We start from the raw sequence: 14,030 nt of genomic DNA, 5'->3' as shown, positions 1-14,030 counted from the left end.
GTGATATTATTTTCACCTTACTTATTTTTCTATTCAGCAATTAGGGGAGTCATTAACGGGATGAAAAAAAGAAAAAGACTATGGAATTTATGGAAAACGATTACATTGTTAGTTTGTACAGTTGTAATTTTTTCTTTACTTGTGACAGATATATTAATTAGTCATAATGTAGAACGGACGACGGAGGATAGCCAAGCAGAGAAAGCAAAAACAATTGCACACATTGTGGCGAATGATTCAATTGTAATCGATGGTTTGATTGGGAAGGCAGATACTTCTGCAATCCAAACGTATACAAATAGAATATTAAAAAACACAGGTGTTCAATTCATTGTAGTTATGGACATGAATGGAATAAGAAAATCACATCCAAATCCTCAAAAAATAGGCTATCATTTTATTGGGGGAGATGAAGGGCCTGCATTGAAAGGAAAGGAACATGTATCGCTGGCAGAAGGAACTTTAGGTATTTCAATGCGAGTGTTTGTACCTGTATTTTCTGAAACAGGTGAACAACTTGGAGCGGTGGCCGTTGGTATTTCAGCAGATAATGTAAAAGAGAGAGTTAGGGAAAGTAGACATATCATTTACATTGGTGTCGGAGTTGGAGTACTAGTTGGAATTATAGGAGCAATATTGCTAGCTAGACATATAAAGAAAAGTTTATTCGGTCTTGAACCTCACAGGATAGCGAAAATTCTTGAAGAAAGAAATACGATGCTACAATCTGTAAAGGAAGGTATTATTGCTGTAGATAAAGAAGCCAATGTAACTTTAATAAATAATGAGGCAAAACGATTGTTTAAGAAAAGTGGACTTGAGGAAGATTTTATCGGTAAAGATGTTGAGTTGTATATGCCTAATTCACGTATAAAAGAAGTATTACAAACGGGAGAGGTACAATTAAACGAAGAACAAAATATTTATGGAATTACGATTGTGACGAATCGTGTTCCTTTATATGTAAAAGGAGAAATAGTTGGTGCAATTGCAACATTTCGTGATAAAACAGAGGTTAGAAAATTAGCAGAAGAATTAATTGGTATTAGACTATATGCGGAAGCATTACGGGCACAATCGCATGAATTTATGAATAAAATGCATGTCGTATTAGGACTTACACACATGAAGCAGTATGAAGAATTACAGAAGTATATAAGCGGTATGGTATCAGAGCATCAATATGAAATTGGTGGGGTTATGGAGAGAATAAAAAGTCCAGTATTTGCTGGTTTTTTACTTGGGAAACTTAGCTATGCTAGAGAGAAAAATATAAAATTAATCATAAGTGAAGATTCTTACATGCCGGAAATAGATGATGAAAGTATTATTCATGAACTAATTACGGTTGTCGGAAATTTAATTGATAATGCATTAGAGGCAGTGATGAATTGTGAAAAGAAGCAAGTTGAACTTGAGATACAATATGGGGATACGTTAATCATTACAGTACAAGATACGGGGAAAGGTATACCAGAAGAAGAAATAGGGGCATTATTTACGAAAGGTTATTCCACAAAGGGAGATAACCGTGGTTATGGTTTGTATCTTGTAAAAGAAAGTATACAGCGAATAAATGGGGAAATTCATATGCATTCATTAGTAGGAAAGGGAACAACGATAACAATTGAAATACCTAAAGGTAGGGATGAGAGGCAAATATGATTAAAGTTTTAATTGTAGAAGATGACCCGATGGTAGCAATGTTAAATACGCATTATTTAGAGCAAGTAGGAGGGTTTGAACTTGTTCAAGCAGTTAACTCCGTTAAAGAAGCGATAGAAGTATTAGAGGAATTACGAGTAGATTTAGTATTACTTGATATTTTTATGCCTGAAGAAACTGGATTTGAGCTTTTAATGTATATTCGGAACCAAGAAAAAGAAATCGATATTATGATGATTTCAGCTGTACATGATATGGGGAGTATTAAAAAAGCATTACAATATGGTGTAGTAGATTATTTAATTAAACCATTTACATTTGAACGATTTAAAAAGGCGTTAACTATATATCGAGAAAAGCTTACTTTCATGAAAGAACAACAAAAAATTAGTCAATCGGAATTAGATTCGTTAATTTTGCAAAAAGAAAAAAGAGAGCCTACTGTCACTAAAGAGCTTCCCAAAGGATTAACGAAGCAAACGATGCAATTAATTTGGCAAAAGATCGAGTCGCTGAATGGACGAGCGTTTACAACAGATGAAATGGCGCAATTAGTTGGAGTTTCAAGAGTTTCTATTCGAAAGTATGTAATGTTTTTGACTGAAATTGGAGTATTAGAAAACGAAATGGTGTATCAACATGTAGGAAGACCAGTGAGTAAATTAAGATGTATTGACCAAAATAAAATAGAGTTTTACGTATAAGCGACTTATTATAAGTCGCTTATACTTTTTTTAATTACAAAATCAATTACAAAACTTACAAAAACTATTTTTACTATTGAAAGCGTTTTAATATTGTTATTAAGAAAACAAGGAGGTGCCATATGGGAATTCAAAAGAATGTGGAAGCGGTATCATTTTCTGGAGGAAATGAAGTACAAAGAGAATCTTTCGCTTCTAAAATTATGAATGTAAAAATCGGTGTTATACCTTTACCGTTATATGTAGTATTGGCTGCTATTATTTATGGGGCATCTGTATATAATAAATTGCCAGCAGATATGATTGGTGGATTTGCAGTTATTATGATCATGGGTATTTTCTTAGGCGACATTGGAATGAGAATTCCAATTTTAAAAAATATCGGCGGCCCGGCAATACTTTCATTATTTATTCCATCATTACTTGTATTTTTTAACTGGATGAATCCAGCTTCAATGGAAGCTGCGACTATGTTAATGAAAAAATCGAACTTTTTATATTTATATATTTCTTGTTTAGTAGTCGGAAGTATTTTAGGAATGAATCGTAAAGTATTAGTACAAGGTTTCGTTCGTATGTTTATACCTTTAGTAGTAGGGACGTTAGCTTCTGTAGCGGTAGGATTATTGGTCGGTTCACTATTTGGATTTGAAATGAAGCAAACATTCTTCTTTATCATCGTACCAATTGTGAGTGGTGGTATTGGAGAAGGGATTTTACCATTGTCGCTAGCTTATAGTGATATTTTAAATGAATCATCAGCAACGTTTGTATCACAACTTATTCCAGCGGCTATTATTGGAAATATGTTCGCAATCGTGAGTGCAGGGTATATGAAGCGTTTAGGTGAGAAGAAACCGGAGCTTAGTGGTAACGGTGTATTAGTGAAAACAGACAATCAAGCAGAGCTATTAAAAGAACAAAATACAGAGAAGCCAATTGACTTCTCATTAATGGGAGCAGGTTTATTAATTGCGTGTACGTTCTTCATCTTCGGAGGATTTGCTTCTAAGTTCATCGGTATTCCTGGGGCAATCATTATGATTTTCTCAGCAGCACTTGTGAAATACTTTAAATTAATGCCGGCAAAAATGGAGCAAGGAGCATTCCATTTATATAAATTCATTTCGAAGAATTTAACTTGGCCGTTAATGGTTGGACTAGGATTGCTATATATTCCGTTAAAAGACGTAGCAGCAGTTCTTTCAGTAGGATATGTTGTTGTGTGCGCATCAGTTGTTCTTACAATGGTAGCATCAGGTTTTCTTGTAGGGAAAGTGATGAAAATGTATCCAGTTGAATCAGCAATTGTAACGGGATGTCATAGTGGTTTAGGTGGAACTGGAGATGTTGCTATTTTATCAGCTTCAAATCGTATGGAATTAATGCCGTTTGCGCAAATTTCAACACGTTTAGGCGGGGCAGCAATGGTTGTAACAGCGACAATTTTATTGAAAATGTTTTCATGATCAAACAAGCTAGCTATATTTATATAGCTAGCTTGTCAATTTAAGGGGAGATTATAAGTATGTTAGATAATCAAATTAATGAAAGATCATTGTTACTGCATAAAGAATTAGTAGGGAAAATTGAAATTACAAGTAAAGTAGAAGTAAATTCAGCGGATGATTTAAGCCTGACATATACACCAGGTGTAGCGGAGTCTTGCAAAGCAATTGCGGCGGATGAAGAAACAGTGTATGACTATACGGCACGCGGTAATATGGTGGCAGTTATCTCAGATGGAACAGCGGTACTTGGTTTAGGGAATATTGGACCGAAAGCAGCTATGCCTGTTATGGAAGGGAAGAGTATTTTATTTAAGAAATTTGCGAATGTAGATGCTTTCCCGTTATGTTTAGGTACGACTGATGTGGATGAAATCGTTACTCTTGTGAAAAATTTAGAGCCTACGTTTGCAGGAATTAACTTAGAAGATATTGCGGCACCACGTTGTTTTGAAATTGAAAAGCGATTAAAAGCAGAAACAAATATTCCTGTATTCCATGATGATCAACATGGGACCGCTATTGTCGTCTTAGCAGCTGTTATTAATGCATTAAAAGTTGTTAGCAAACAAATGGATAATGTGAAAATTGTTATTAACGGTGCGGGTTCGGCAGGAATTGCAATTGGAAAATTATTATTAAAAGTTGGTGCAAAGCGCATTACGTTAGTTAGCTTAGAAGGTATTGTTTGTGAAGGTGAATCATGGATGAACGAAGCACAAATTGAAGTTTCCAAAAAGACAAATCGAGAATATGTGCGTGGAACGTTAAAAGAAGCGATTCATCAAGCTGATATTTTTATTGGCGTATCTGCTCCTAACGTATTAACGAAAGAACTTGTACAAACGATGAATGAGAAAGCAATTGTGTTTGCTATGGCGAATCCAATTCCAGAAATCTTCCCAGAGGATGCATTAGAGGCTGGGGCAGCTGTAGTAGGAACCGGACGCTCGGATTATGCGAATCAAGTAAATAATGTATTGGCGTTCCCAGGGATATTCCGTGGTGCGTTAGATGTGCGCGCGACTGATATTACAGAAGAGATGAAATTAGCGGCAGCATATGGGATCGCTAACATCATTACGGACGAAGAACGTAATGCGAATTATGTAATCCCGAATCCGTTAGATAAAAGAGTTGTTCCAAGTGTTGCGGAAGCTGTAGCGAAAGCGGCCATTGATTCAGGTGTGGCGCAAATTATGAAAATACCAAGTTATTAATAGCTAAAAGCAGTGCCTAAAAAGGCACTGCTTTTTTGAGATAAGAAATCAAAATAATGAAGAAGTGTAAAATTATTTATTTGTGTGTCTTCACTATTTATTTAATTCCATTGCAACTTGTTTACCATTTACTAAAACCTCAGTTACTGCTACGATTACTTCTATCATTTTTTTCATCTCTCATCTCTCCTCGTGTCATTTCTTACTTTAAGTATAAGAGAAGAGAGATACTTCAACTATCGAAGTACATGACGTAGAAATTACATTGTTGTAAGAAAGTGTTTTAGTTTTGTCACTTTACTCAGCGGTAATTAAAAACTGATCATAATATTTTTCATTCACATATATATTTAATATCCATAATCCAGATGAAGGTAGTGACATAGTGAGAGGGAGTTCGTTTGTAGTAGAATCAATTGTATTTGAAGTAGTCCAAGTTGGTTTGGGAGTTTCTTGTTGAAAGAGTACGGGTGTTGGAGTTATTGATCCTTGTTTTAGTGCAATAATAGATAGTTTTCCAGTTGGCATTTCAGGATCTAAAAAGTACCACATTATTTCATTTTTTTCATTTGCGATAATAGGACTATCAGCCATTGCGATTTTTTCTTCGATACCTTTTAAAGGTATTTTTTCTTGTATGAAGGAGGGTGTTTCTTCCCAATTTACATCTTTTAAAACGCTAAGATGAAAGAAGGAAGGTGCATTAACTTGAGTGGATGACGTTGCGATGGCTTCTTTTTTAGGTGCTTCTGAATCAGGTTGCGCTTGTGTGCATCCAGCGATGAGAAAAGAGAAAAGTAGCATAGTTCCGATTTTTTTCATGGTGTCACACTCCTAAATTTTATTGTTAGTGTAATTGTATTTGCTAGAAAGCGGGACAATTCCTTTAAAGTATAAAAAGAGGTCGTAAGTTTTGTACGACCTCTTTTGACATTTTCTATATTTGTTCAGTTGAAAAGGTAGGTTCATTCTCTTTTTGTGGCATCGTTAAGAAAATAACAGAAAGAACGATACATACGCCGCCTAATAATTGATATGCTCCAAAGGATTCATTTAGCCAAGCGATTGAAACGATGGCAGCTACAAGTGGTTCAATGCTAGATAAAATGCTCGTTTCTGTTGCTGCTAAATATTTCAGACTACCGATATAAAGGAGGAAAGAAAGAGTGCCACTTATGATGATAAGAATAAGCATAGAAAAAGTTCTTGATGTAAAAGTTTGTGAAAGCTGATTCCATTCAAACGAGCGATTACAAATAAGCAGGGCAATACCGCCAATTAACATTCCCCAGCCAATTACTACAGTTGTTCCGCATTCTTTAATAAGAGAGGCTGGATGAAGGGTATAAAATGCAAATCCAATTGCAGTTAATAGACCAAAAATAATGGCTTCTTTTGATAAAACAATATTTTCAATTGAACCATTTGTAATAATAAAGTATGTCCCCGTTAGTGCTGTTATAATTGCGAGCAGTTGCATAGAAGCTGGGAATTTTTTTTGTCCAAATGCGACATAAATGGTAATAAGAACAGGGCCAAGAAATTGAAATAATGTCGCTGTAACGGCGTTACTAATATGAACTGTTTCAATAAAGGCGTATTGCGCACCGAGCATGCCGAGAATAGAGAAAATAATAAGTTGTATAGAATGTCTAGGATGTTTCCAAATTTGAAATATGTTTTGTTTCTTTATAAGTAAGAAAGACAAAATAAATATTCCTGCAAGCAACAAGCGAATTGTTAAAAAATCAATTGAGGATACATTAGTATGCTGAAATAGCCACTGAATCATTGGACCAGATAATCCCCATAATGTAGCCCCTATAATAATCATAATGAGTCCGATACGTCTACCATTGTTCATTATCATGTTTCTCCTCTCCGGTATTTGATTTTTTATGTGTGACATGATACAAGGAATTATATATAACTTCTGGTACTGTAAAAAGTATCAGATTTTAGTTTTATTAAGGGGTCAGATATTATGTTAGAATTAACGCCTAATTTAAATGTGAATAGTAAAAGAGCATTGTACGTGCAATTGTATGAGTATATAAAAAAAGAGATTAAAGATGGAACGATTCCGGCTTTAACAAAATTACCTGCAAAAAGAAAGCTGGCAAGCTATTTACAAGTGAGTAAGAATACAGTAGAAGCGGCTTACGAGCAATTACTTGCAGAAGGTTATATTGAGTCAGCATCGAGAAAAGGTTATTTTGTATGTAAAGTTGAACAAATGATTTATGTAGAAGGAAGTGAAGAGAAAGTAGAAGAAGTACCGTTTCGGGAGGAGAACTATACATTTGATTTCACCCAAACAGGGGTTGATACGAATACGTTTCCGTTCACTACGTACCGCAAGCTTATAAATGATGTATGGCAACCACATAATAATGAGTTGCTTTTTCTTGGACACCCTCAAGGGGAATTGAGCCTGAGGGAGGAAATTGCGAACTATTTGTATGAATCTAGAGGTGTACGTTGCTCAGCTAGTCAAATTGTATTAGGGGCGGGAACACAAATATTAGTGAAGTTACTTTTTCAATTGTTGAAGGGAAGTAATTATGCTGTTGAAAATCCAGGTTATCATAGGAAAATGGTCGTTTTTGAACAGGGAGAGAAGAAGGTTCAAATGTTGTCTTTAGATAGAGACGGAATTTGTATGGCAGATTTAGAAAATAGCGATGCGAATGTTGTATTTGTAACTCCATCTCATCAATTCCCATATGGAATGATTATGCCTATTACGAGAAGGACGCAGCTTTTACAATGGGCGAAGAAAGAGGAAGACAGGTATATTATTGAAGATGATTACGATAGTGAATTTCGTTATTCAGGAAAGCCAATTCCGGCACTACAAGGTTTAGATACAGATGGGAAAGTTATTTATATGGGGACGCTCTCAAAAGCTTTGTTGCCCTCATTACGGATGAGCTATATAGTATTACCGAAGAATGTAATTGAAAAATATCAAAAGGAATATTTGTTTTATACACAAAGTGTTTCAAGAATGGACCAAGAAGTGATTAGAAAGTTTTTAAATGAAGGCTATTGGGAAAAACATATTCATAAAATGCGCGTCGTCTACCGAAAAAAGAGGGATCGACTCGTCTTTGAAATAGAAAAGTATTTCTCTAATCGTGTTGAAGTGATAGGAGAAGATTCTGGATTACACATTTTATTAAAAGTGCATAATGGAATGCGAGAAGAAGAACTCATTCAAGAAGCAGCAAAATATAGTATTAAAATATATCCTGTTTCTACGTACTATAAAGACGGTACTGCGCCTGAAAATGTAGTTTTACTTGGGTTTGCAATTTTATCAGAAGACGAAATTGCGAAAGCGGTTCAATTATTACATAAGGCATGGTATACAAGAAAGTAAAAAACATCCTCCAAGAATGAGGATGTTTTTTATTATTTATTTTCATCTAAGAATAAGACCATATGCTCTTCGTCCCAATACTGTCCGTTATATTTCAGTGAACGTTCTTGTACACCGAATGTTTTAAAACCTAATGATTCATAAAGTTTCTTCGCACCATCGTTGCCAACAACAACATCAAGCATAACTTGTTCTACTTCTAAAGATTTAGCAAGTTCAAGACATTCTTTAATAAGTGCTTTTCCTGCTCCAAGTCCGCGTGCTTTTGGAGACACATATACAGAACCAATTTTAGCTTTATGTTCTTGTTTTACATATGGTTTCGTTTCCAGCGTTGCAACTCCGATTAATTGTCCATCTTTAAATGCACCTAGCGTATAGTTTTCATCCTGTGCTAATTTTTGTGCTTTATATTCAATCGCACACTCTTTATTAATAATATCTTCATAAGAAGAGCTGAAAGCTTCAGGGTTTTGCTTTAATCCTTCTACACGAAGTTCTAAGTAAATTTCTGCTTCATCTTTTGTTAATACATGGATATCCAATTATATCACCCTCCAAATCTTTGCAAATGTACCTTTACCCCGCTATTTGCGGGCAGTAAGAATCCAACTTTAAAATCCGGCGAATGCGCGGAATTTAGGTGGGAGATAACTGCCCGTAAATGCCCGATTGGTTAAAGTTTTACTTTATTTTATATTGAAATAAGAATAATTTCAAAAGGTTAGCTTATATGAGCTGATTTTATGAACAAAATAACACCAGTAGTGTTTACTACTACTGGTGTTTTCACACGCATCTTATTCAAAAGGTAGCTCGATTCTAAAGTTTGTTCCTACTCCTAATTGGCTTGTTACTAGAATGGAACCGTTATGCAATTCTACAATTTCTTTTGCAACAGCTAGCCCGATACCTTTTCCTCCAGTAGCTCTCGTTCTCGATTTATCAACACGATAAAAACGATCAAAAATATGCGGGATATCTTCTTCAGGAATACCTTCTCCCTCATCGTCTACATTTATTGTAAAATAATCTGTTTCCATGAGTACACGTATCGTAATAGATGTGTTTTCTGGCGAATGTTGATAAGCATTGTGTAATAAATTTAACATAACTTGTTCCATACGTCTTTCGTCTATGCAAACTTCTAAATCATCTTTGCAATATACATGGAGTTGCATTTGTTTGTTAGTTAATGTTGTTTTTGTTTTTTCAACCATTCGTTCTAAAAATGGTTGAAGAATCACTTTTTGTTTTTTTATAACAAACTGGTGTTGTTCTAATTGCACCAGCATAAATAAATCTTGGACGAGATCGGTTACACTATCTGTTTCATCCTCAATGATTTGTAAGTATTCTTCACGCTCTTCTTTCGTTAAAGAGTCTCTCTTTGCTACCTTCGCATAACCTTTCATATAGGTTAATGGAGTTAATAGTTCATGGGCAACACTAGCGAGAAATTCATTGCGTTCTTTTTTCATATAAGTCAGTTCACTAGATAAATCTTCAATCGTTTTTGCTAAACTTCCAAGTTCATCATTCCGTTTAATACCTAATTGAATTGGTGTATTTAATTTTGACATTTTTTCTGTTGCCCTTTTCATTTTTATAAGCGGTTCTGTAATAACACGAGAAAAAACAAAGACAGAAATAGTCGTTAAAATAATTGTCAAAACACTAATGATAAGAAATTGATTCATGAGTTTAAGTAACATATTTTCTAAGAAAGATGTCTTTAATAACATATACAACTTACCTTGAAATCCTTGAAGTTCCAGCGGGCTTACCGTAGTGATGAATTTTGATTTTTTCCAGTTCTTTTCGACGATTAATCCGCCTTTTGGAATAGGTTCTGTTTTACAAGTAAGTTGTTTCTGCATTGCCTTTGTTACGGGTTCTGAAGTGGAAATGACTTTGCCATTATTGTCTGTAATTATGATGGCTATATCAGAGTTAGCAATTAATTCTGATTCTACTAAGTGTTCAGCTTCATCCGCGATATCGAACTCTGGATACATAGGACGGTTAGGCTTTTTATTGTATCCAGCGCGTTCGAGGTATTTCTTTTCTTTAGCAATGGCACTCCACTTTGTGCGGTTTGTAATTTTATTACTATAGCGATTACCTTTTTCTAAAAGAGCAAGTGTTTCTTCCTCAATGCGCATTGTTGAAATGCTTTTGTAAAAAGATACGAAAGCAATTGTTTCAATACATAAAGCTAATATTAAAAAGTATGTCCCAATTTTAAGTGAAAGTTTACTCATTTCCTCACCATACCTTATTTCATATAAAGGGTCAGTGGTATACTAATGTCCACTGACCGAAGTAATTATTCACTTTTCCATTTATATCCGACTTTATAAACAGTTTCTAAGTAATTTTCAACTGGAAATCCTTTTTTACGTAATTTATCGCGGATATTGCGAATATGTGAATCGATTGTTCTATATTCAATGTCTGTTTCATAACCCCAAATTTTTTCGATTAAATCATCTCGGCTATAAGCACGGTTTGTATTTAGTAAAAATAGTCCAAGTAATGAAAACTCGATAGGCGTTAGTGAGATTTTTTCATCATATACTGTGACAGTATGTTTCGTTTTATCCCACTCGATACCATTGAAGCTAACAAATCCATCTTTCTTTGTACGGCGTAATATAGCCTCAATTCGTGCAACTAATACATGCTCATCAAAGGGTTTTGTAATATAGTCATCCGCGCCCATAGTGAGGCCTTTCACCATATCGTAATTTTGATTACGAGCTGTTAGCATAATAATTGGAACGTTGGAAATTTGACGGATTTGATAGCAAGTATCCCATCCATCCATATTCGGCATCATAACATCTAACAAAATAATATCGAAGTCTTTTTGTTCTATTAACTTTAGTGCTTCAAGGCCAGAGGTAGCTTTCATACAAAAATAGCCACGAGGACTTAAGAACAGATCTAATAATCGTAACATGCGTTCTTCATCGTCTACTAATAAAATTTTAACCATAATATTGTGCACCCCAAACTGTTCATTCTACTTGTATAGTTTACATGAAAATAATAAAAAACTCTTTTTATGTGATTGAGTCGAAGAGTTATTTTTCGCTCAGAGTAATTGACATAAAAAATGCACTAGTTTTGCACAACTATTTTTTATAATAGAAAACGTAGCGACACAAAATACCCTATGTTGCGACATAACGTCATGTCATTTTATTTATAAAATGACAATTCCATTCTATTGTGTATGTGAGATAGAGAGGGTTTTCGTATTCACCTCGCATCGGATAAGAAAAATTTCCTATCTCACACTTTTTTTTTTAGGAGATCATACATATGAATCCAAAAGAAGAAATTTCAAAAAAAGAAAAGCAAGACCGTAATACGGTTGTCATGTGCATTGCCGTATCTATGGTTATTATTATAAGTTGTGTAAATAAAATTTTGGGGATTTTATAATATAGAAAAAGCTTATTGCTTCTTAAGAAGCAATAAGCTTTTTTTCGTTATTAGGGGAATAGTTTTATATAATAAACCAAGGTAAAATTGCTAACCCAGAAGTTACAATCGCTGTAGTAAATATTAAAAGCATAGCTCGTTTGTTTTGTTTCATGTCACATTCTCCTTTATATATCAATTGAATGCTATACGTTCATTTCATGATTGGTACCTCACTAATTAAAGTGTCACTTTATACTTTTAGTATAATGAATGGAAAGGTTTGGTACGATCGATAAAGGTGACATGAAGATTACATTGTTGTAATGAAAAAAGCACCTTCCTTAATAAGAAGATGCTTTTAAAAAACTATATTGAAGTATTAATCATTTAAGAACAGAACCATATGTTCCTCGTCCCAATATTGCCCGTTATGTTTTAATGAACGCTCTTGTACGCCGTAAGTTTGGAAGCCTAATGATTCATATAATTTTTTTGCAGCATCGTTACCAACTACAACATCGAGCATAAGTTGTTCTACATGTAGTTTATCGGCATTTTCAATAATTGCTTTAATTAGAGCTCGTCCTGCTCCAAGGCCACGCGCTTTTGGGGAAACAAAAACGGAACCGATTTTTGCTTTATGTTCTTGTTTAATGAAAGGCTTTGTTTCTAAAGTAGAAATGCCGATTAAATCGTTATCTTTGAAGACCCCTAGAGTATACTTATCCGGATTGCTTAATCGTTTTGCCATAGCAGCTACAGGATCCTCATGTTTAAGAACATCTTCATAAGAAGAGCTAAAAGCTTCCGGGTTCTTCGTTAAACCTTCCATACAAACTTTTAAATATATTTCTGCGTCCTCTGTCGTTAATAAGCGAATTTCCATAGTTATAACCTCCTTGGTCGATTTCAAATAAAATAAATCCATTACTTCTATAAGATTGCGTATGCGTTTTGTTAGCAGTCTCTTTTAATTTGTAAAAGAATGAAAAGATATATGCTACAATGTTTTGTTTTTAATATGTAATGAAATTATATATTAACTTCATTAACTATTCAAGAATTTAATATATTACATTTTTATAACTAAAATAACTCCTCAACCGAGGAGTTATTTTAGTTATTCGATTGATAACCATCAATTCGATGTGGATGTGTGTAAATATTGCAAGATTCATTTCTAATAAATCCTACGACTGTAATGCCTAAATCATGAGCGAGTTGTAATGCTAATTTTGTTGGAGCGGATTTAGATAGAACCATTTCACATCCGATTTTTGAAACTTTGAGTAAAATTTCGGATGAAATACGCCCACTAAATGCAATGATTTTTCCTTTAACAGATATATCGTTGCGCAAACAATGGCCATATATTTTATCTAATGCATTATGTCTTCCGATATCCATTCTTGATAGGAGGATATTGTTTCGATCACATAGCGCGGTATTGTGAACCCCGCCGGTTTGGCGAAAGGTAGTGGAAGATTGTTGTAAAGTATTCATTAAGTAAAAGCATTCTTCAGGAGTAATTTTTACATGTATATCATGTAAATCTTTTGCTTTTGCTGCATCGTTAACGAAAATAAAACCTTGTCTACCTTTTCCGCAGCAAGAAGTGATGTATCGTTTATTATATAAAGTTTGATAGAGTGGATTTACTTTTGATGATGTTACATGGACAATTCCGTTATCTTTTTGCACCCATAGTTCTTCAACATCTTTATAGGAAGCAATAATTCCTTCAGAAATTAAAAAACCAATTACCATATCTTCAATATAATTGGGTGTGCATACAACTGTTACATATTCTTCACCATTTAATTTAATAGTAATAGGAGATTCTGTAACAATCTCATCCAGTTGTTTTGAAAATGTACCAGATTGATAGCGTACAATTGTATAAGTCTCTTGCGTAGGCCCCATATTTAATTCCCCTTTTATATGTATTTATCTCCCATATTTATCATAAAACAATGGGGAAATAAAAACACCTATTAACAAGGAAATCACAGATTATTTTGGTTATTATTGTATATGTACGATATAATAGAACCGTAGAATAGTGATATTTTCAAGCTTTCGTAGTTATACCTTATAACATCTAGAATCGACT

Annotated in this window: 13 protein-coding genes; 6 read left to right on the top strand and 7 right to left on the bottom strand. The window is 34.2% G+C overall.

Going from position 1 to position 14,030, the window contains the following annotated elements:
* Nucleotides 1-60 precede the first annotated feature (60 nt).
* The 4 genes from QCI46_RS24530 (at nucleotide 61) to QCI46_RS24515 (ending at nucleotide 5,097) form a co-directional block, all read left to right on the top strand.
* Nucleotides 61-1,665, top strand: a complete 1,605-nt coding sequence (locus QCI46_RS24530; protein WP_353841644.1) for a sensor histidine kinase — start codon at nucleotides 61-63, stop codon at nucleotides 1,663-1,665.
* Entirely contained in the window at nucleotides 1,662-2,369 is a 708-nt protein-coding gene (locus QCI46_RS24525; RefSeq protein ID WP_098090699.1) for a response regulator, read from the top strand. The genes QCI46_RS24530 and QCI46_RS24525 overlap by 4 nt, the downstream gene beginning before the upstream one ends.
* Nucleotides 2,370-2,491: 122 nt before the next feature.
* Nucleotides 2,492-3,838: a 2-hydroxycarboxylate transporter family protein gene (locus tag QCI46_RS24520; RefSeq protein ID WP_000512729.1), complete on the top strand. Its 1,347-nt coding sequence runs from the start codon at nucleotides 2,492-2,494 to the stop codon at nucleotides 3,836-3,838.
* 59 nt (nucleotides 3,839-3,897) lie between these two features.
* Complete coding sequence (locus tag QCI46_RS24515) at nucleotides 3,898-5,097, top strand: NAD(P)-dependent malic enzyme (protein ID WP_353841643.1); 1,200 nt, start codon at nucleotides 3,898-3,900, stop codon at nucleotides 5,095-5,097.
* Nucleotides 5,098-5,394: 297 nt separating this feature from the next.
* Here the strand turns inward: QCI46_RS24515 and QCI46_RS24510 are convergent, their stop codons facing one another.
* On the bottom strand, nucleotides 5,395-5,919 hold the full coding sequence (locus QCI46_RS24510; protein WP_353841642.1) for a DUF4871 domain-containing protein: 525 nt from the start codon (nucleotides 5,917-5,919) through the stop codon (nucleotides 5,395-5,397).
* A 115-nt stretch (nucleotides 5,920-6,034) separates the two neighbouring features.
* Entirely contained in the window at nucleotides 6,035-6,961 is a 927-nt protein-coding gene (locus tag QCI46_RS24505) for a DMT family transporter (protein WP_327958238.1), read from the bottom strand.
* Nucleotides 6,962-7,081: 120 nt separating this feature from the next.
* Between QCI46_RS24505 and pdxR the strand changes: the two genes are divergently transcribed.
* On the top strand, nucleotides 7,082-8,482 hold the full coding sequence (pdxR, locus tag QCI46_RS24500; RefSeq protein ID WP_353841641.1) for a MocR-like pyridoxine biosynthesis transcription factor PdxR: 1,401 nt from the start codon (nucleotides 7,082-7,084) through the stop codon (nucleotides 8,480-8,482).
* Between the two features lie 32 nt (nucleotides 8,483-8,514).
* Here the strand turns inward: pdxR and QCI46_RS24495 are convergent, their stop codons facing one another.
* The 3 genes from QCI46_RS24495 to QCI46_RS24485 form a co-directional block, all read right to left on the bottom strand.
* Nucleotides 8,515-9,027, bottom strand: coding sequence for a GNAT family N-acetyltransferase (locus tag QCI46_RS24495; RefSeq protein ID WP_000351216.1), 513 nt, complete (start codon nucleotides 9,025-9,027; stop codon nucleotides 8,515-8,517).
* 255 nt (nucleotides 9,028-9,282) lie between these two features.
* Nucleotides 9,283-10,746, bottom strand: coding sequence for a sensor histidine kinase (locus QCI46_RS24490; protein WP_353841640.1), 1,464 nt, complete (start codon nucleotides 10,744-10,746; stop codon nucleotides 9,283-9,285).
* 65 nt (nucleotides 10,747-10,811) lie between these two features.
* Entirely contained in the window at nucleotides 10,812-11,483 is a 672-nt protein-coding gene (locus QCI46_RS24485; RefSeq protein WP_063261618.1) for a response regulator transcription factor, read from the bottom strand.
* Between the two features lie 329 nt (nucleotides 11,484-11,812).
* Between QCI46_RS24485 and QCI46_RS24480 the strand changes: the two genes are divergently transcribed.
* The gene (locus QCI46_RS24480; RefSeq protein WP_001068388.1) at nucleotides 11,813-11,935 is read left to right on the top strand and encodes a hypothetical protein; all 123 of its coding nucleotides are present in this window, start codon (nucleotides 11,813-11,815) and stop codon (nucleotides 11,933-11,935) included.
* Nucleotides 11,936-12,296: 361 nt separating this feature from the next.
* Here QCI46_RS24480 and QCI46_RS24475 read toward each other — a convergent pair whose 3' ends face one another.
* On the bottom strand, nucleotides 12,297-12,803 hold the full coding sequence (locus tag QCI46_RS24475; RefSeq protein ID WP_000405878.1) for a GNAT family N-acetyltransferase: 507 nt from the start codon (nucleotides 12,801-12,803) through the stop codon (nucleotides 12,297-12,299).
* A gap of 230 nt (nucleotides 12,804-13,033) precedes the next feature.
* Nucleotides 13,034-13,840: a formate dehydrogenase accessory sulfurtransferase FdhD gene (fdhD, locus tag QCI46_RS24470; RefSeq protein WP_000529227.1), complete on the bottom strand. Its 807-nt coding sequence runs from the start codon at nucleotides 13,838-13,840 to the stop codon at nucleotides 13,034-13,036.
* Between the last annotated feature and the right edge of the window lie 190 nt (nucleotides 13,841-14,030).

The sequence above is a fragment of the Bacillus cereus group sp. RP32 genome, assembly GCF_040459735.1.
Lineage (GTDB): Bacteria > Bacillota > Bacilli > Bacillales > Bacillaceae_G > Bacillus_A > Bacillus_A wiedmannii.
This window is presented reverse-complemented; position numbering and strand designations above follow the sequence as displayed.